Genomic DNA, 16,648 nt, shown 5'->3' with positions numbered 1-16,648 from the left:
GGCGCCAGCCACAGCGCAGGAGCGGAGAGGATGGACGAGAGTCGTTCGAGCGAAACGTTCAGGGGGTGGCAGCGGCCACCGTCCCGGCCGCGCGGATCTTTTGAAGCACGGCGGAGTAGTTCTCGGGCGTGACGATGCCCACGAGCTTGTCGCGGATCACGCCGTCAGGGCCGATGATGAAGGTTTCCGGCACGCCGTAGACGCCGAAATCGATGCCCGTACGACCGGTCGAATCCATGCCTACCGCCTGAAACGGGACCCCGCTGCGCGACAGGAAGCGGCGGCCGTTCTCCGGCGCGTCCTTGTAGTCGATGCCGACGAGGTTCACTCCCGGCTCACGCGCCAGCCGCATCAGTTGCGGATGCTCGATCTGGCACGGCGCGCACCACGAAGCCCAGAAATTGACCACCGTCACGCGGCCCTTGAGATCCGCGCTCGACAGGCCGGGAATCGCCTGCCCCTCGCCGCCGAGGAGGTTGGGGAGAGGCTCAAGCGCGAAGGCCGGCACCGGACGGCCGATCAGCGCCGAGGGGATGGCAGACGGGTCGGCACCGGAGCGGAGGCGGATGAAGAAGACGAGGGCGAGGACTGCGAAGATCAGCAGCGGCGCGATGACGAGGAGCGAACGGCGCACCGGCGCCGGTGACGAGGTCGTGCTCACGCCTCACCTCCCGCATCGCCTTGGAGGGACGCCAATGCGCGCTTCTGCGCCCGGTGATCGATGAGCGAGCGCCAGATCAGGGCGCCGATCACGAGGGCGGTGAAGGCGTAGGCGCCGAGGATGAAGCCGCCATGCGGCCCGAGCGCGATCATCGTTCAGAGACCCTGGATCGCCTGGCCGAGGGGCCGGGCAGGACGGAGATCGGCATCCAGGCGCTCGGCCTCGCGGATGGTGAGCGCCCTGACGCGACGGCGCAGGATCTCGGTGCGCATGGCGTAGAGGTGCAGCGTGATTCCGAGCAGGGTGAAGGCCAGGATCATCTCGAGAAGGGGATAGAGCATCGAGGGATCGATGCTGGAGCCTCCCATGCGCATGATCGAGGCCGGCTGATGCAGGGTGGACCACCAATTCACCGAGAACTTGATGATCGGCAGGTTCACGGCGCCCACCAGTGTCAGGATCGCGATGGCGCGGGCGGCCCGGTTCGGGTCCTCGATGGTCCGCCACAGGGCGATGATGCCGCAATAGATCAGGAACAGGATCAGCATCGAGGTCAGCCGCGCGTCCCAGACCCAGTAGGTGCCCCACATCGGCTTGCCCCAAAGCGAGCCGGTGACGAGGCAGATCAGGGTGAAGGCCGCCCCGATCGGCGCGGCGGCGCGTTGCGCCACGTCCGCGAGGGGGTGGCGCCAGACCAGGGTGCCGATCGCCGAAAGGGCCATCGACCCGTAGAAGAACACCCCGAGCCAGGCGGCCGGAACGTGGATGTACATGATCCGCACGGTCTCGCCCTGCTGGTAATCGGGCGGCACCACGAACCACGTCATGTACAGACCGACGGCGATGAGCGCGGCCGAGAGCCCGGCAAGCCAGGGCATCACGGGGCCGGTCCAGCGCAGAAAATGACCGGGATGGGCGAGACGAGTCCACATGGTCTGCGGACCTAGCCCAGGGTGCGGTGCAGCATCAATGCGGGCGTTACGCGCAGCCCCGGCCGCGTCGATCATTTCTTCGCGCACGTCCTCGCCTGGCGGATCGGCCTCGATCTCGGCTATGCCGACGCCGCCCATTTCACCCGTGCTTTCCGTGGCTGGACCGGTCTGCCGCCGACGGAATGGCGGCGTCTGGCGGAGGGCCTGGAAACAGGGCCGCCGATGGGGCGTTGACGCGGCGCCATGCTCGACAAAGCCCTCTACTACGCCCTGACCTTTGCGGAATCGATCCTGTCCGTTGTCGGCATCCGTGCCACCTACGAGCAGCCGCGCTACGAGGTGGTGGAGCATTTGCCCCGCAACGTCGAGATCCGCCGCTACGAACCGCGTGTCGCGGTGGAAACCGACATGGCGGGGTCGGGCGATGCGGAAGCGTTTCGCAGGCTGTTCCGGTACATCACCGGCACCAATGGCGGAGACAGCCGCATCGCGATGACGGTGCCGGTGGAACAGGGCACCTTGATCGCCATGACCGTGCCGGTGGAACAAGGCGGCGATCTGCGCGTCATGCGCTTCTTCCTGCCCGCCTCCGTGGCGACGGCCGGTCCGCCGGTCCCGACCGACCCGAAGGTCCGGATCGCCCGGCTGCCCGCCTCGACTTATGCGGCGCTCCGCTTCTCCGGCACTCTCGACGCCAGGGCGCGCGAAAAACGCGAGGCGGTTCTCCGGCAGGTCCTGGCGAAGATGGCCCGCGAGACGACGGGCCCGGCGAGCGTGCTGAGCTACGATCCGCCTTTCGCACTCCCGTTCCTGCGGCGCAACGAGATCGTCATCCCCGTCGCCGAAGGGCGCTGATCATTCCGACCAGCGCAGGGCCGCGGCCGCAGCGAAGGTGCCGATCACCGCAGCGATCAGGCTGAGAGCCGACAGGATCAGCAGGGGCGTCGCGAAGGGCACCGTGCCGCCGGAGGCCGCCTCCGTCGCCGAAACGCCGAAGATCAGCGTCGGGATCATCAGCGGCAGGACCAGTACCGCGAGGATCAGGCCGCCGCGGCGGATCGAGGCGGTGAGCGCCGCGCCCACCGCGCCGATGAAGGTGAGGGCCGGCGTCCCGACCAAGAGCGTCAGGGAGGTCGAGGCCATGGCAGTGCCGTCGAGCGCCACGAGCAGGCCGAAGAGCGGCGAGGCCAGGGCCAGCGGCAGGCCGGTGGTGAGCCAGTGCGCCACGACTTTGGCAAGCACCACCATCTCCATCGGGGCGGGCGCGCCTGTCATCAGGTCGAGGGAGCCGTCCTCCTCGTCGGCCTGGAACAGGCGGTCGAGCCCGATCAGGGTGGCGAGCACCGCCGAGAGCCAGAGGATGGCGGGGCCGATCCGTGACAGCAGGTTGAGATCGGGCCCGAGCGCGAACGGCACCAGGGCAACGATCATCAGGAAGAACACCAGCGACAGGGCGCCCGAGCCTCCGACGCGGGCGGCGAGCTGCAGATCGCGGGCGATGAGGGCGCGCATCACACGGATCACCACCAGACCTCCGAACCGGCGGAACTCGCGCCGGTCGAGGCGGGTACGGGTTTCAATGCCTCGTCGATGCGCAGTTCCCGGGCATCGTCCAAGCCGAGGGACTGGTGGGTGGCCGCCACGATGAGGCCGCCCTCGGCCCGGTGGCGCGCCATCAAACCGGCGAGCACGGCCTGCGAGGCGGTGTCGAGGGCCGCCGTCGGCTCGTCGAGGAGCCAGAGCGGCCGCCGGCAGACGAGGAGCCGAGCGAGCGCCACACGGCGGCGCTGCCCGGCGGAGAGATAGGCGACGGGAAGCCGGAGAGCGTGGCCGAGGCCGAGTTCGTCCAGCGCCTCTCGCGGGCTCGCCGTCGGCGCGCCGAGGAGATCGCGGGCGAAGACGAGGTTCTCCTCGGCCGTCAACGGGCTCTTGAGCCCGTCGCGATGGCCGACCACGTGGAGGCATTCAGGCAGCGTCGCCTCGCCGACATCGGAGACAGTGACGGTGCCGGCATCAGGCTTCAATCGTCCGGCGAGCAGACTGAGCAGGGTGGATTTGCCGGCGCCGTTGCGCCCGGTCACCATCAGCGCCTCGCCGGGATCCAGAACGAAGGACAGGCCGGAGAAAATACGGCGGCCGGAGCGTCGGGCGGCAAGATTGTTGGCGGTCAGCCGCACGACATGTCCTGATCGGTATTCAGCAACGAGCGTCTGTCACCCCTCTGCACGCGAGCATGAAAGGTCTCCGGCACTACGGGCTTTCCATAGGCCGCACCGGCCCCCGCGTCCACGCAGGCTCCGACACTCTCGCGCTCGTGTCACAGGCAGGCATAGCCGCCAGTTTCGAAGTGTTCTATACGGACCGCAGGCTGCGCCGCGCGAGTCCCGAGTGTCCAAATCGCTCGTCGCGCAACATCCTGTCCGGGCACCCCCGGAGCGGCGCGCGCTTTTTTTAGAAGCGCTCCAGCCGAACACGACTTCGTGGCGCAGGTCATGCCTGCGCGTGTTCGACAACCGCTCGTGAGGAAGAGACCAGCCGTGGCATCACTCGACAGCTTCAACTCCCGCCAGACCCTCACCGTCGGCGAGAAATCCTATACCTACTACTCCATTCCCCACGCAGAGCAGGCCGGCCTCGCCGACGCGACGGCACTGCCCTTCTCGATGAAGGTGATCCTGGAGAACCTGCTGCGGTTCGAGGACGACCGCTCGGTGAAGAAAGCCGACATCTCCGCCACCGTCGCTTGGCTCGGCAATCTCGGCAAGGTCGAGACCGAGATCGCCTTCCGCCCCTCCCGCGTACTGATGCAGGATTTCACGGGCGTACCGGCCGTCGTCGACTTGGCGGCGATGCGCGACGCCATGGTCGCGCTCGGTGGTGACCCGCAGAAGATCAACCCGCTGGTTCCCGTCGATCTTGTGATCGACCACTCGGTCATCGTCGACGAGTTCGGCACCCCGAAGGCTTTGGCCGACAACGTGGCGCTGGAATACGAGCGCAACGGCGAACGCTACACCTTCCTGAAATGGGGTCAGTCGGCCTTCGACAACTTCTCGGTCGTGCCGCCAGGCACCGGCATCTGCCACCAGGTGAATCTCGAGTTTCTGTCGCAGACGGTCTGGACCAAGACGGAGGATGGCATCGAGCTCGCCTATCCGGACAGCCTCGTCGGCACAGATTCGCACACCACCATGGTCAATGGCCTCGCCGTGCTGGGCTGGGGCGTCGGCGGCATCGAGGCGGAAGCGGCCATGCTCGGCCAGCCCCTCTCCATGCTGATTCCGGAAGTCGTCGGCTTCAAACTGTCGGGCAAGCTGCCCGAGGGCACCACCGCCACCGATCTCGTGCTCACCGTCACGCAGATGCTGCGCAAGAAGGGCGTGGTCGGCAAGTTCGTGGAGTTCTACGGACCCGGTCTCGACGACATGGCTGTGGCCGACCGCGCCACGATCTCCAACATGGCACCCGAATACGGCGCCACCTGCGGCTTCTTCCCCATCGACCAGAAGACCATCGACTTCCTCAAAGTGACGGGCCGCGCCGACGACCGGATCGCTCTCGTCGAGGCCTATGCCAAGGCTCAAGGCATGTGGCGCCATGCGGATACTCCGGATCCCGTCTTCACCGATTCGCTCGAACTCGACATGGGTGACGTGCGCCCGTCACTGGCGGGTCCCAAGCGGCCGCAGGACAGGGTACTTCTCGATGGTGCCAAGCCGGGCTTCGCCGGCTCCATGGAGACCGAGTTCAAGAAGGCATCCGACATCGCCAAGCGCTATGCGGTCGAGGGCGCGAATTACGATATCGGCCACGGCGACGTGGTGATCGCGGCGATCACGAGCTGCACCAACACCTCGAATCCGAGCGTGATGATCGGCGCCGGGTTGCTCGCGCGCAACGCGGTCGCCAAGGGGCTGCGTTCGAAGCCCTGGGTGAAGACCTCGCTGGCGCCCGGCTCCCAGGTGGTCGCCGAGTATCTGGAGAGCGCTGGCTTGCAGGCTCCCCTCGACGCGCTCGGTTTCAACCTCGTGGGCTTCGGCTGCACCACCTGCATCGGCAATTCCGGCCCGCTTCCGGCACCGATCTCGAAGGCGATCAACGACAACGACGTGGTCGCCGCGGCCGTGCTCTCGGGCAACCGCAACTTCGAGGGCCGCGTGAACCCCGACGTCCGCGCCAACTACCTCGCCTCGCCGCCGCTGGTGGTGGCCTATGCCCTCGCCGGATCGATGCAGATCGACATCACCACCGAGCCTCTGGGCATCGGTTCGGACGGTCAGCCGGTCTACCTCGCCGACATCTGGCCCTCCGCGGCGGAAGTCGCCGAGTTCATTGAGGCCAACATCACCTCGACCCTGTTCAAGTCGCGCTACGCCGACGTGTTCAGTGGCGACCATTACTGGAAGGCCGTCGAGGTCACCGAGGCCGAGACCTTCAAGTGGGATTCGACCTCCACCTACGTGCAGAACCCTCCCTATTTCGAGGGCATGACCAAGACACCGGCCCCGATCACCGACATCGTCGATGCCCGCATCCTCGGCCTGTTCCAGGATTCCATCACCACCGACCACATCTCTCCCGCCGGCAACATCCGGGCGGCCTCGCCGGCCGGCGCCTACCTGCAGGAGCATCAGGTCCGGGTGCAGGACTTCAACCAGTACGGCACCCGCCGCGGCAACCATCAGGTCATGATGCGCGGCACCTTCGCCAACATCCGCATCAAGAACCAGATGGTGCGGGACGAGAGCGGCAACGTGGTCGAGGGCGGCTGGACACTGTTCCAGCCCTCCGGCGAGCGGATGTACATCTACGATGCGGCCCAGAAATATGCAGAGTCCGGCACGCCGCTCGTCGTCTTCGCCGGCAAGGAATACGGCACCGGCTCGTCGCGCGACTGGGCGGCGAAGGGCACCAAGCTCCTCGGCGTCCGCGCCGTGGTGGCCGAGAGCTTCGAGCGCATCCACCGCTCGAACCTCGTCGGCATGGGCATCGTCCCGCTGGTGTTCCAGGGCGACACGTCCTGGGCGTCACTGGGCCTCAAGGGCGACGAGACCGTGAGCCTTCTCGGCCTCTCGGGCGATATCAAGCCGCGCCAGACCATGATCGCCGAGATCACGTCGGCCGACGGGACCAAGACCGAGGTACCGCTCACCTGCCGGATCGATACGCTCGACGAGCTGGAATACTTCCGCAACGGCGGGATTCTTCCCTACGTCCTGCGCTCGCTCGCGGCATGATCCCGTAGGTTCTGCTTCCATTCATGACGACCACGATGCGAGGCCTCTCCGAATGGGAGAGGCCTCTCTCGTTTCCGCCTGTCGTCCCGACCTCATCAGAATCGGTTAGGTTGCAGCGGCCATGTTCAGATGGCGCGCTCGAGCGTCCGCGAACACTTGGATTCGGCGAGGTTGCGACATGATGCGTACGGGCCTTGCTGTCCTCGTCTGCATCGCATTCGGTTCAGGACTCGCGCCTGCACAGGCGACATCGGCGGCAGCGCGCTACCTCGTCTCCCAACAGGTTGCCAAGTTGTGTCCGAAGGGCGGCCAGTTCAAACCGGACGGCATCATGGAGCGCGACCTGACCGGCGACGGCAAGGCCGATCTCATTCTCAATCTCGCCGAACTCTCCTGTCGTGGAGATCCGAAGGGATTGAACGACGAATGCGGCGCAGCCCATTGCCCGGTCTTGTTTTTCGTGCGGCAAGGCGACCTGCTTGTCCTGAAGGACGAGATCGCCTCCATCGGCGCCCGGATCGGGCCGGGACGTATCCCCCGAATCACGCTCGTCAGCTTCGAATACAAGGAACACACGGTCCGCTGGGATGGATCGTCATTCCGGTGAGATCGACGACTTGGATGCGGTGTCGTCGTCACCATCGGTGAATTCCCGCCACAGCAGCACCAGGGCCGCCATCACGGCCGGGCCGAGGAAGAGGCCGAGCAGGCCGAAGCTCTCCACGCCACCGAGGATGCCGAGCAGCACCCAGAGGAAGGGCAAGCGGGTCGTGCCGCCGATGAGGACGGGCCGGACGAAATGATCGGCGACGAAGGTGACGACGAAACCCGCCGCCACGACGACGATGGCCGGCACCACGGCGCCCCCGGCGAGAAGAATCAGCGCGGCGATGCCGAACACCAGCGGTGCCCCGAACGGGATCATCGCCGCCACCGCCGTCAGTGCGCCGAGTAGAACCGGGTGCGGTACTCCGGCGAAGTAATAGACGATCCCGAGCAGCACACCCTCACCGAGGCCGACCAGAACCAGCCCATCGACGGTTCCGTGGACGGAGGCGACCATCTGTCGAGCGACGCGCTCCCCGCGCGGGCCGAACAGGCGGGCGCTGGCCCTCAGCGTCTGGGCGATGACCACGCGACCGTCGCGAAAAAGGAAGAACAGCGTCAGAAGGGTGAAACCGAACAGTACCACTCGCCGGACCACCTGCGCGCCGAGACTCTTGGTCAGGCCGATCGTGGTGGAATTGTCGAGCTTATGCAGAATCTCGGAACCGGCGGAGGGATGGCTGAGATTCTCATTCCACCAGGCGCTGGCCTTGGCCGCCCCATAGGGCAGGTGGGACAGGAACTCGGGCGCGGGAATTCCGCTCTGCTCCACCGACTTCGCCCAAATCATCGCGTCATGCGCTTCCCGCGCCGCCTGGACGCCGAGAACCACCAGGGGCGCGAGGAAAACCAGCGCCACGGCGAGGGTGAACAGGCTCGGCAGCAGGATGTTGTGGCCGCCGGGGGGCCAACGGCGCTCCGCCTTCGCGTAGAGCGGCCACAGCGCAATCGTGAGGATCACGGCCCAGGCCAAAGCCGGCAGGAACGGATGCAACACCCACAGGCCGAGGGCGGAAAGCGCCAGGACCAGAGCGATGCGGGCGCCCCCCTGCGCACGGGTCCGACCATCCATCGGAAGCTCGGCGTCATCGTCGGAGGAAAAAGGCCGTTCCATACTCATTACCCTTGCTGGGCTGGGGAACGCTCACGCCTCCCCGACGCGCATCCGCATGTAGATCAGCGCATCGAAAGGCGGAATGGTTCAGCCCCGCCCTCGACCGCACGAAGGCGCGAGCCCTGCCAAGGTTGCCGGCCATCCCCCCCTCGTGTAAGGGACCGCCTTCGATCGGAAGCGGCGCGAGGCCGCTCCGGGGGCATGCTGCGCGACCCGGGGGGCGCCGGGCTCATGCGCCAGCCTCGGACCGGCCGCGCCGGCCCCATGATCCGAAACCGGATCTGCCACGGCGCGCCATAGAGAAGAAAACGGCGAGAACGCATGTCTGACCAGCCGACCACCGCTACGTTCGACCGCGTCGCGGACATCATCGCCGACACTGCCGACATCCCGCGCGACACCATCTCGCCAGAGAGCCACGCGATCGAGGATCTCGGGATCGATTCGCTCGCCTTCCTCGACATCGCCTTCGCGGTGGACAAGGCCTTCGGCATCAAGTTGCCGCTGGAGCGTTGGACCCAGGAGGTCAACGAGGGCAAGGTGCCGGCCGAGGAATACTTCGTGCTGAAGAACCTCTGCGCCCGCATCGACGCGCTCGTCGCGGAGAAAGCGGCCAAGGCCTGAAGGGCGAGCCCGACCGGGCCGTGCCCTTCAGATCCCAGCGGAGCGTTTGACCCCAGCGGAGCCTTTGACGCCATGCGGCTCGAATATTTCGAGATGATCGACACGGTGACGAGTCTCGACAAGGCCGCCGGCCGGATCGAGGCGCTGGCACATGTGCCGATGGAGAGCCCGGTTTTCGAGGGGCACTTTCCCGGCCACCCCCTGGTGCCCGGCGTGCTCCTCACCGAGACCATGGCGCAGGCCTCTGGATACCTGCTTCTCGCCCATCTCGACTTCGTGCAGATGCCGTTCCTGATGGCCGTGGACAAGGCGCGGTTCCGCTCCTTCGTCGGCCCCGGCGCGACGCTGCTCGTCCAGGCGAGCCTGGAGCATGACGGTTCCGGCTACGCGGTGACCAAGGCCTCCATCCGCCACGAAGGCAAGCCTCTCGCCGACGCGGAGTTACGGTTCCGGACTATGCCGTTCCCGGAAGGACTCGATGCGCCGATGCGCGAGCGAGCCCGACGGATCGGCCTGATGGATCGCGCGACCGCCTCGGGAGCACCTCCCGGGGGAGCCGTGCCGGCATGACCACGGCGTTCATGAGCAACACCAGCATGAACCGGCGTGACGTCGTCGTCACAGGCATCGGCCTCGTCTCCTGCGCCGGTGAGGGAATCGCCGCGCATCTCGACGCCTTCTCGGCTGGCCGACCGAAGGCCACGGATACGGAGCGCTTCGCGCCCTATCCCGTCCACCCCGCCCCGACGCTGGTGCTCGATGGCCAAATTCCGAAGAAATCCGATCAGCGGCAGATGGAGGCGTGGCAGCGCCTCGGCGTCTACGCTGCCGGCCTGGCCCTCGATTCGGCGGGAGTGAAGCAGGACGCGACCTTCAAGGCGGCGATGCATCTCGTCGTCGCCTGCGGCGGCGGCGAGCGCGACACGGCAGTGGACGGTGCGATCCTCACCGGCCTGCGCGATGCAGCCGATCCAGGCGCCTACCTCAACGAGCGCCTGCAGAACGACCTGCGCCCGACCCTCTTCCTGGCCCAACTCTCGAACCTGCTCGCGGGCAACATCGCCATCGTCCACGGCGTCACCGGCGCGTCGCGCACCTTCATGGGCGAGGAGGCCTCGGGCGTCGACGCTCTCCGCATCGCCCAGAGTCGCATCGCCTCGGGTCAGATCGACACGATGCTGGTGGGCGGCTCCTACAGCGCGGAACGCCCCGACGTGCTCGTCGTCCATGAGATGGGCGGATACCTGCGGAAGGGCGACTTCCGTCCGGTCTTCGAACGTGAGGGCGAAAGCGAGGCCGGCTTCATCCTCGGCAGTGCCGCTGCCTTCCTCATGTTGGAAGCCGCCGAGGCCGCCGCCGCGCGCAACGCGAAGATTTTCGCACGCCTACTCCCGGTGGAAAGCGACCGTCCCCGACGGGAGCCCGGCAGCGTGGGGCGCAGCCTCTCCGCCTTGTGGGACAAGGCCGGGATCACGCCGGACGCGGTGATCTCCGGCGCCACCGGCGTCGGCGGGATCACCGGCGAAGAGGGCGCGGCCTTGGCCGAGTTGGCACCCGGCGTCTTCGTCACCGCCCTCGGGGACGTTACCGGCCATTCGCTCGAAGTCACGGCGCCACTCGGGGCGGCACTCGCTGCCGCGCTCATCGCCGAGGGCAGGGCGCGCAATGTCGCGGTCACCACCGTCGGGCATCGCCGCGGCGAGGGCGTCGTTCGGTTGAGCGCGGTGTCGTGACCGACAGCGACGCGGCTGTCAGCCAATCGAAAATGATCTAAGACGGGCGCAACCGTGATCGATCGGCCCAGCTGTGCGGGGCGGGGCACGTTCAGGGCCGCTCGGTCGAAACGATAGCAAGACGGCGCGATGACCAATCCTTCTCCCCGTGATGCCGATAAATTCAGGGACAGCTACGGGCGCCCCCTGGTGGCGGTGACGGGCCTCGGCATCGTCACCTCCCTCGGCCAGGGACAGGCCGACAACTGGGCCGCCCTCACCGCCGGACGCTCCGGCATCCACACCATCGCGCGTTTTCCCACCGAGGGCCTGCGCACCCGTATCGCCGGCACGGTCGACTTCCTCGATACCGACCCGCTGGTGGCGCCCGCCCTGTCGCAGCGCTTCGCCGAAGAGGCGGCCGAGGAAGCCATCGCCCAATCCGGCATCGGCGGAAAAGGCGACTTCCCCGGCGCCCTGTTCATCGCCGTGCCGCCCGTGGAAATGGAATGGCCCCAGCGCCAGGCCATGGCCGAGGCCTCCGGCCAGAATGGCGACGTCACCTATTCCGACCTCCAGCGCGCTGCATCGAGCCGCCGGTTCGACGCTTGGCACGACCTCTTCATCTTCGCGACGGTAGCCGACAACATCGCCGACCGGTTCGGCACCAAGGGCTCGCCGATCTCGCTGTCCACCGCCTGTTCCTCGGGCGCCACCGCGATCCAGCTCGGCGTCGAGGCGATCCGGCGGGGCGAGACGCAAGCTGCCCTTTGCATCGGCACCGACGGTTCGGTGAACCCGGAATCACTGATCCGCTTCTCGCTGCTGTCGGCGCTTTCGACCCAGAACGACCCGCCGGAGGGCGCCTCGAAGCCGTTCTCCAAGAACCGCGACGGCTTCGTCATGGGCGAGGGCGCCGCCGCCCTGGTCCTCGAGAATGCCGAATCGGCCCGGGCGCGTGGTGCGACGATCCTCGGCTACGTTCTCGGATGCGGTGAGAAGGGTGACGGATTCCATCGCACGCGGTCTAGTCCGGACGGGGCGCCGGGCATCGCAGCCATCCGCGCAGCCCTCGACGATGCCGGAACGGAGCCAAATTCCATTGACACGATCAACGCCCACGGCACGTCGACGCCGGAGAATGACAAGATGGAGGCTCTGGGTTGCGCGGCCGTATTCGGCGAGCGCATCCGCACCCTGCCGATCTCGTCGAACAAGTCGATGATCGGCCATACGCTGACGGCCGCCGGTGCCATCGAGGCGGTGATCTCGCTCCTCACCATCGCCCATGGCCGCATCCCGCCGACGATCAACTATGCGGTACCGGACCCGGCCCTCTCCCTCGACGTGGTGACGCGCGCGCGCGACGCCCGCGTCAGCCGCGTCCTCTCGAACTCCTTCGGCTTCGGCGGGCAGAATACCTGCCTCGTCCTCGGAGACGAGCCGGCATGACGACCGACACCTCCCGACGCGTCCTCGTCACCGGCGGTGCCTCCGGCCTCGGCTCGGCCATCGTGTGGGCGCTTGCAGGCGCCGGCTACGACGTCGCCTTCACCTACCGCTCGTCGGGGGAGGCGGCGGAGCGCCTCGTCGCCGAACTCTCCGAGACTGTCCCCGAGCGCACGATCACCGCCCACGCTCTCGATCTTGCCGACCGCGACGCCCTGGAGGCCTTCTGCGAGGCCCAGGAGGGGGAGGGGTTCTACGGCCTCGTCCACAATGCCGGCCAATCCTATGACGTGCTGGCCGCGATGATGGCGCAGGACAAGGCCGAGGCGGCGATGCAGGTGAATTTCTGGTCGCTGACCCGCCTCGCGAAAGCACTGGTCCGCGGCATGATCCGCGGGCGCTCCGGCCGCATCGTCGCCATCGGCTCGGTGGCGGCAATCCAGGCCAATCCGGGCAATGCCGCCTATGCCGCGACGAAGGGGGCGCTGATCTCGTATTGCCGCACCCTGGCGATCGAATCGGCCAAGCGCGGGGTGACGGTCAACGTCATCGCGCCGGGCTTCATCGACACCGACATGATGGCCCCTTATGCCGCGCACCGTGCCGGCATGGAGAAGCAGATCCCCGCCGGGCGCTTCGCCAAGCCGGAGGAGGTCGCGGCGCTGGCGGCCTTCCTCATGGGCGAGGGCGCGGCCTACATTACCGGCGCGGTCCTCCCCGTCGATGGCGGCCTGACGGCGATGATGGGCATCCACCGGACCTGAGGCGGGCAACGGCGATGCGGTCCCTTCTCATCCTGGCGCTCACCCTGGCAGCGGCTCAGGCCCTCGCCGAGACCGGCGCCTTCCGCGTCGACGGCCTACCGCGTGGCGATGCCTTGAGCATCCGCGAGACGCCGGATGCCTCGGCCCCCGTTCTCGGACAGGCCCCGGAAGGGGCGCGCCTGCGCGGCTTCGGCTGCACCAACGAGACGCCGAGCGGGCTGACATGGTGCCGCGTCAAGGCCGGCCCGATCCTCGGCTGGGCGCGGCGACGCTACCTCGCGCCGGATTGAGATGTGACGCCTTTCGGTCGATAAGGCCGCTTATCCATTCCGAGCGCCTCGTTCCGAGGTCACGGAGCAACGCGGAGCCCTCGAATGAGGGCGCCGGATGGCAAGCGGGCCCCGGAGCCCTTCTTCGAGGCCCGCTGACGCGGGCGCCTCAGAATGAGGTGGTTCGAAGGAGTTTCGGAGCCCGAAGCGCCCGATGAGAGACGAGCCCGATGCAAGCCCTGCAACTCTTCGGTGACCGCGATCTGCGCCTCGGCGAGGTCGACCCGCCGGCGGCTCCCGGCGCGGGCGAGGTCCAGATCCGCGTGCGCGCGGTGGGATTGAACTTCATCGACGTCTGGGGCTTTCGCGGCATGGCCTTCGCCAAGCGCAAGCTGCCGCTCGCGGTGGGGGCCGAAGCCTCGGGCGAGATCGTCTGCGTCGGCGAGGGGGTGACGGACCTGCGCGAGGGGGACCGCGTGGTGATGTACGGCGCGCAGACATGCGGCCGCTGCAAGGCGTGTTCGGAGGGGCGCGACAACCTCTGCGAGGACGTGTCCGGCGTCATGGGGTTTCATATCGACGGCTTCGCGCGCGAACGCGTCACCATGCAGGCCCGCCTCGTCGTGAAGGTGCCGGACGGCGTGAGTTTCACCGACGCCGCCTGCGCTCCGATCGCCTTCGGCACGGTGCAGCACATGCTGTTCGACAACGCGAAGCTGGAGCCCGGCGAGAGCATCCTCGTCCATGCCGGCGGCTCCGGCATCGGCACCGCCGCGATCAAGATGGCCAAGGCGATCGGCTGCACCGTGTTCACGACGGTCGGCGACGACAGGAAAGGTGAGATGGCGAAAGCGCTCGGCGCCGATCACGTCATCAACTACCGCGACGAACGCTTCGAAGGCGAGGTCCGCCGGCTGACCAAGCGAAAGGGCGTCGACGTGGTGTTCGAGCATGTGGGCCCGGACACCTGGAACGGCTCGCTCCTCTGCCTCAAGCGCGGCGGCCGCCTCGTCACCTGCGGCTCCACCTCCGGTGTCTCCACCACCATGAACCTGATGCAATTGTTCCAGCAGCAATACCGCATCACCGGCTCCTTCGGCTGCTCCATGGCCAACATTCGCCAATCGCTCGCCAAGATGGCCGAGGGGATCACACCGGTGGTGGACACGGTTCTCCCGCTCGGAGACTTTTCGCAGGGGTTGGAGCGGCTGGAATCGCGAAAAGTGTTCGGAAAGATCTTGGTGACGATTTGAAGTTCCGTGTCCGATGATGCGGGCTGCGGTTGGATATCAGATCGGTCAAAACTCGACCGTCGCATCGAGCCAATGTCACTTCTGAGAGCTGCGGAGATGGACGGGTTCCGATCTCTCCTAATTCATCGAGCGACGAAACATGCACGCCGTCGGGGTAACCGCAGCTCTCATTAACCTCAGGCTGCCCCTCTCCTAAAAAATGTTCTAAACGAGCGCGATAGCCACTCCCCGGAAATTATCGTGCTGCGTCTTGCCCTTGTTCTGAACCGCCATCTGCCCCGGATGGCGGGGCTTGCCATGATTCCCCTGGTGCGCTGCCTGTTCTGGCTGGCGCGGATGCTCGGGACCGAGCGGGCGAGCCGAACCGGCGGAGCGATCGCGCGGCGGGTCGGGCCCTTCCTGCCGGCGAACCGCATCGCATTGGCGAACCTGCGCGCCGCCTATCCCGAGAAGGACGAGGCCGCGATCAAGGCTATCGCGCGCGAAGCCTGGGACAATCTCGGCCGCACGGGAGCGGAATACGCCCATCTCGCCACCCTGTTCGATTTCGACCCGACCGATCCGTCGAGCCAGCGCATGTCGGTGGCCGGCGCCGAGCATTTCGACGCCTTGCGCGACGACGGCAAGCCGGGGCTGATCTTCGCCGCCCATCTCGCCAATTGGGAACTGCCGGCGATCTGCGCCGCCCGCTACGGGCTCGAAGCCACGGCGATCTTCCGACCGCCCAATGACCTCGCCTCGGCCCGCCTCGTCCAGGAGGTGCGCCGCGAGACCATGGGCGGGTTGGCCGCAGCCGGACAGGGCGCCGTGTTCTCGATGCAGGGCGTGGTCGAGCGCGGCGGCCATCTCGGCCAGCTCATCGACCAGCACTTCACCCGCGGCGTCGTGGTGGAGTTCTTCGGCCGTCCCGTGCTGGTGAACCCGCTGCTTGCCAAGCTCGCGAAACACTACGAATGCCCCGTCCATGGGGTTCGCGTGGTGCGCAAGGACAAGGCCCACTTCCATCTCGAACTCACTCCCCCCCTCGATCTGCCGCGCGACGCCAAGGGTGAAATCGACGTTCAAGGCGCGATGCAGGCGATGACCCGCGTCGTGGAGGAGTGGGTCCGCGACAATCCCGGCCAATGGCTGTGGATGCACCGGCGCTGGCGTCCGAATATGCTGCCGAAGCCCAAGGTCGCCCCGCCACAGCAGGCGGAGTCATCCACGGTTCATCAAGGCAACGTGACTTCCGTTGCAGGCGAAGGCGCTGTCACATAGGCACATGGGCCGATCCGCTTCACGCCTGCGCCGCTTCGCGCTCAGCCTTACGGCACTCTCCGCCTGCGTCTCGGCCGTCATGGGTCCGGCCCATGCCGAGCCGCCCCGCGCCGTGATCGAACTCTTCACCAGCCAGGGTTGCGGCGCCTGCCCGCCGGCGTCGCGGATGATGGGCGATTATGCGCAACAGGCGGACGTCATCGCCCTGACCCTTCCGGTGACCTATTGGGACTATCTCGGCTGGAAGGACGAGTTCGCGATTCCGGCCTTCACCGAGCGGCAGCGCGCTTATGCCAACAGCCACGGCGAGCGCCAACTCTTCACGCCCCAAGCCATCGTCAACGGCGAGCCATCGACGGTCCGTTCGGACCGTGCCTTCCTCGAACGCAGCATCCGCACGGCGAGGCAGGCGGGTGGCCTCACCATACCGGTAAAGGCGGTGGAACAGGGGGACCGTATCGTCATCGACGTCGGCGCCGGGCGCGGTACCGGCGAGGTCTGGCTATTGCCGATCCTGCGTCGACATAGGGCCGCCGTAGCGCGTGGCGAGAACAAGGGACAGGTGGTGGACTACGTCAACGTTGTCCGCGGAATGCACAAGGTCGGGGCCTGGACCGGTCAAGCTGCGCATTACGATATTCCGCGAAATCTTGCTCGCTCGGGCAATGCCGACGGCTATGTGGTCGTGCTCCAGAGCGGGACGCTGGCACATCCCGCCCATATCCTCGGTGCCGCGAAGGGGCCGGGGGTCTGATCCCAGGCTTTCC

19 protein-coding genes are annotated in these 16,648 nt (G+C 67.2%); 13 read left to right on the top strand and 6 right to left on the bottom strand.

Annotated features, from left to right (window positions below; genetic code table 11):
- Positions 1-58: 58 nt before the first annotated feature.
- The 3 genes from A3OK_RS0108085 to A3OK_RS0108075 are packed head-to-tail and all read right to left on the bottom strand — an operon-like array spanning position 59 to position 1,593.
- A complete protein-coding gene (locus A3OK_RS0108085; RefSeq protein ID WP_019904439.1) occupies positions 59-661 on the bottom strand; it encodes a DsbE family thiol:disulfide interchange protein in 603 nt (200 codons plus the stop codon).
- Positions 658-810, bottom strand: a complete 153-nt coding sequence (ccmD, locus tag A3OK_RS0108080; RefSeq protein WP_026597047.1) for a heme exporter protein CcmD — start codon at positions 808-810, stop codon at positions 658-660. The genes A3OK_RS0108085 and ccmD overlap by 4 nt, the downstream gene beginning before the upstream one ends.
- A gap of 6 nt (positions 811-816) precedes the next feature.
- On the bottom strand, positions 817-1,593 hold the full coding sequence (locus A3OK_RS0108075) for a heme ABC transporter permease (RefSeq protein ID WP_019904437.1): 777 nt from the start codon (positions 1,591-1,593) through the stop codon (positions 817-819).
- A gap of 21 nt (positions 1,594-1,614) precedes the next feature.
- Here A3OK_RS0108075 and A3OK_RS0108070 point away from each other — a divergent pair, with 21 nt between their 5' ends.
- Entirely contained in the window at positions 1,615-1,827 is a 213-nt protein-coding gene (locus tag A3OK_RS0108070; protein WP_019904436.1) for a helix-turn-helix domain-containing protein, read from the top strand.
- A 9-nt stretch (positions 1,828-1,836) separates the two neighbouring features.
- Positions 1,837-2,448: a heme-binding protein gene (locus tag A3OK_RS0108065; protein WP_019904435.1), complete on the top strand. Its 612-nt coding sequence runs from the start codon at positions 1,837-1,839 to the stop codon at positions 2,446-2,448.
- Here A3OK_RS0108065 and ccmB read toward each other — a convergent pair whose 3' ends face one another.
- Together ccmB and ccmA are read right to left on the bottom strand one after the other, a co-directional pair.
- A complete protein-coding gene (gene ccmB, locus A3OK_RS0108060; protein ID WP_026597046.1) occupies positions 2,449-3,117 on the bottom strand; it encodes a heme exporter protein CcmB in 669 nt (222 codons plus the stop codon).
- Positions 3,114-3,770 carry a heme ABC exporter ATP-binding protein CcmA gene (gene ccmA, locus A3OK_RS22570; RefSeq protein ID WP_019904433.1) on the bottom strand — a complete coding sequence of 219 codons (657 nt, stop codon included), beginning with the start codon at positions 3,768-3,770 and terminating at the stop codon, positions 3,114-3,116. The genes ccmB and ccmA overlap by 4 nt, the downstream gene beginning before the upstream one ends.
- Before the next feature lie 360 nt (positions 3,771-4,130).
- On the opposite strand from ccmA, the gene acnA reads away from it, so the two are divergent.
- Positions 4,131-6,830 (top strand): aconitate hydratase AcnA, encoded by a 2,700-nt coding sequence (gene acnA / locus A3OK_RS0108050; protein WP_019904432.1) that lies wholly within the window; start codon positions 4,131-4,133, stop codon positions 6,828-6,830.
- A 178-nt stretch (positions 6,831-7,008) separates the two neighbouring features.
- A complete protein-coding gene (locus A3OK_RS0108045) occupies positions 7,009-7,437 on the top strand; it encodes a hypothetical protein (protein ID WP_019904431.1) in 429 nt (142 codons plus the stop codon).
- On the opposite strand, the gene A3OK_RS0108040 is transcribed toward A3OK_RS0108045, so the two are convergent.
- Positions 7,426-8,508 carry an AI-2E family transporter gene (locus A3OK_RS0108040; RefSeq protein WP_019904430.1) on the bottom strand — a complete coding sequence of 361 codons (1,083 nt, stop codon included), beginning with the start codon at positions 8,506-8,508 and terminating at the stop codon, positions 7,426-7,428. The genes A3OK_RS0108045 and A3OK_RS0108040 overlap by 12 nt on opposite strands.
- A gap of 363 nt (positions 8,509-8,871) precedes the next feature.
- Between A3OK_RS0108040 and A3OK_RS0108035 the strand changes: the two genes are divergently transcribed.
- From A3OK_RS0108035 to A3OK_RS0107995, 9 genes are all read left to right on the top strand, one after another.
- Positions 8,872-9,174 (top strand): acyl carrier protein, encoded by a 303-nt coding sequence (locus A3OK_RS0108035; RefSeq protein ID WP_018044158.1) that lies wholly within the window; start codon positions 8,872-8,874, stop codon positions 9,172-9,174.
- 72 nt (positions 9,175-9,246) lie between these two features.
- Positions 9,247-9,744 (top strand): 3-hydroxyacyl-ACP dehydratase FabZ family protein, encoded by a 498-nt coding sequence (locus A3OK_RS0108030; RefSeq protein ID WP_019904429.1) that lies wholly within the window; start codon positions 9,247-9,249, stop codon positions 9,742-9,744.
- Positions 9,745-9,770: 26 nt separating this feature from the next.
- Positions 9,771-10,907 (top strand): beta-ketoacyl-ACP synthase, encoded by a 1,137-nt coding sequence (locus A3OK_RS0108025; RefSeq protein ID WP_026597045.1) that lies wholly within the window; start codon positions 9,771-9,773, stop codon positions 10,905-10,907.
- Positions 10,908-11,036: 129 nt separating this feature from the next.
- Complete coding sequence (locus A3OK_RS0108020) at positions 11,037-12,338, top strand: beta-ketoacyl-ACP synthase (protein WP_019904427.1); 1,302 nt, start codon at positions 11,037-11,039, stop codon at positions 12,336-12,338.
- The gene (locus A3OK_RS0108015) at positions 12,335-13,099 is read left to right on the top strand and encodes an SDR family NAD(P)-dependent oxidoreductase (protein ID WP_019904426.1); all 765 of its coding nucleotides are present in this window, start codon (positions 12,335-12,337) and stop codon (positions 13,097-13,099) included. The genes A3OK_RS0108020 and A3OK_RS0108015 overlap by 4 nt, the downstream gene beginning before the upstream one ends.
- A gap of 14 nt (positions 13,100-13,113) precedes the next feature.
- Positions 13,114-13,389 carry an SH3 domain-containing protein gene (locus tag A3OK_RS0108010; protein ID WP_019904425.1) on the top strand — a complete coding sequence of 92 codons (276 nt, stop codon included), beginning with the start codon at positions 13,114-13,116 and terminating at the stop codon, positions 13,387-13,389.
- A 209-nt stretch (positions 13,390-13,598) separates the two neighbouring features.
- A complete protein-coding gene (locus tag A3OK_RS0108005) occupies positions 13,599-14,621 on the top strand; it encodes a zinc-binding dehydrogenase (RefSeq protein ID WP_019904424.1) in 1,023 nt (340 codons plus the stop codon).
- Positions 14,622-14,861: 240 nt separating this feature from the next.
- Positions 14,862-15,881, top strand: a complete 1,020-nt coding sequence (locus A3OK_RS0108000) for a lipid A biosynthesis lauroyl acyltransferase (RefSeq protein ID WP_019904423.1) — start codon at positions 14,862-14,864, stop codon at positions 15,879-15,881.
- Between the two features lie 4 nt (positions 15,882-15,885).
- Positions 15,886-16,635: a DUF1223 domain-containing protein gene (locus A3OK_RS0107995; RefSeq protein WP_019904422.1), complete on the top strand. Its 750-nt coding sequence runs from the start codon at positions 15,886-15,888 to the stop codon at positions 16,633-16,635.
- The last annotated feature ends 13 nt before the right edge of the window (positions 16,636-16,648 follow it).

The organism is Methylobacterium sp. 77 (assembly GCF_000372825.1).
Classification (GTDB): domain Bacteria; phylum Pseudomonadota; class Alphaproteobacteria; order Rhizobiales; family Beijerinckiaceae; genus Methylobacterium.
The sequence above is the reverse complement of the archived record's forward strand: the minus strand, read 5'-3'. Positions and strand labels throughout refer to the sequence as shown.

What these genes read in the sequence shown, in the direction of transcription:
- A3OK_RS0108015 (WP_019904426.1), top strand. Translation starts at nt 12,335, where the DNA reads ATGACGACCGACACCTCCCGACGCGTCCTCGTCACCGGCGGTGCCTCC.
- A3OK_RS0108040 (WP_019904430.1), bottom strand. Translation starts at nt 8,508, where the DNA reads ATGGATGGTCGGACCCGTGCGCAGGGGGGCGCCCGCATCGCTCTGGTC.
- A3OK_RS0107995 (WP_019904422.1), top strand. Translation starts at nt 15,886, where the DNA reads ATGGGCCGATCCGCTTCACGCCTGCGCCGCTTCGCGCTCAGCCTTACG.
- A3OK_RS0108025 (WP_026597045.1), top strand. Translation starts at nt 9,771, where the DNA reads ATGAACCGGCGTGACGTCGTCGTCACAGGCATCGGCCTCGTCTCCTGC.
- A3OK_RS0108005 (WP_019904424.1), top strand. Translation starts at nt 13,599, where the DNA reads ATGCAAGCCCTGCAACTCTTCGGTGACCGCGATCTGCGCCTCGGCGAG.
- A3OK_RS0108035 (WP_018044158.1), top strand. Translation starts at nt 8,872, where the DNA reads ATGTCTGACCAGCCGACCACCGCTACGTTCGACCGCGTCGCGGACATC.
- A3OK_RS0108045 (WP_019904431.1), top strand. Translation starts at nt 7,009, where the DNA reads ATGATGCGTACGGGCCTTGCTGTCCTCGTCTGCATCGCATTCGGTTCA.
- A3OK_RS0108065 (WP_019904435.1), top strand. Translation starts at nt 1,837, where the DNA reads ATGCTCGACAAAGCCCTCTACTACGCCCTGACCTTTGCGGAATCGATC.
- A3OK_RS0108075 (WP_019904437.1), bottom strand. Translation starts at nt 1,593, where the DNA reads ATGTGGACTCGTCTCGCCCATCCCGGTCATTTTCTGCGCTGGACCGGC.
- A3OK_RS0108030 (WP_019904429.1), top strand. Translation starts at nt 9,247, where the DNA reads ATGCGGCTCGAATATTTCGAGATGATCGACACGGTGACGAGTCTCGAC.
- A3OK_RS0108020 (WP_019904427.1), top strand. Translation starts at nt 11,037, where the DNA reads ATGACCAATCCTTCTCCCCGTGATGCCGATAAATTCAGGGACAGCTAC.
- A3OK_RS0108010 (WP_019904425.1), top strand. Translation starts at nt 13,114, where the DNA reads ATGCGGTCCCTTCTCATCCTGGCGCTCACCCTGGCAGCGGCTCAGGCC.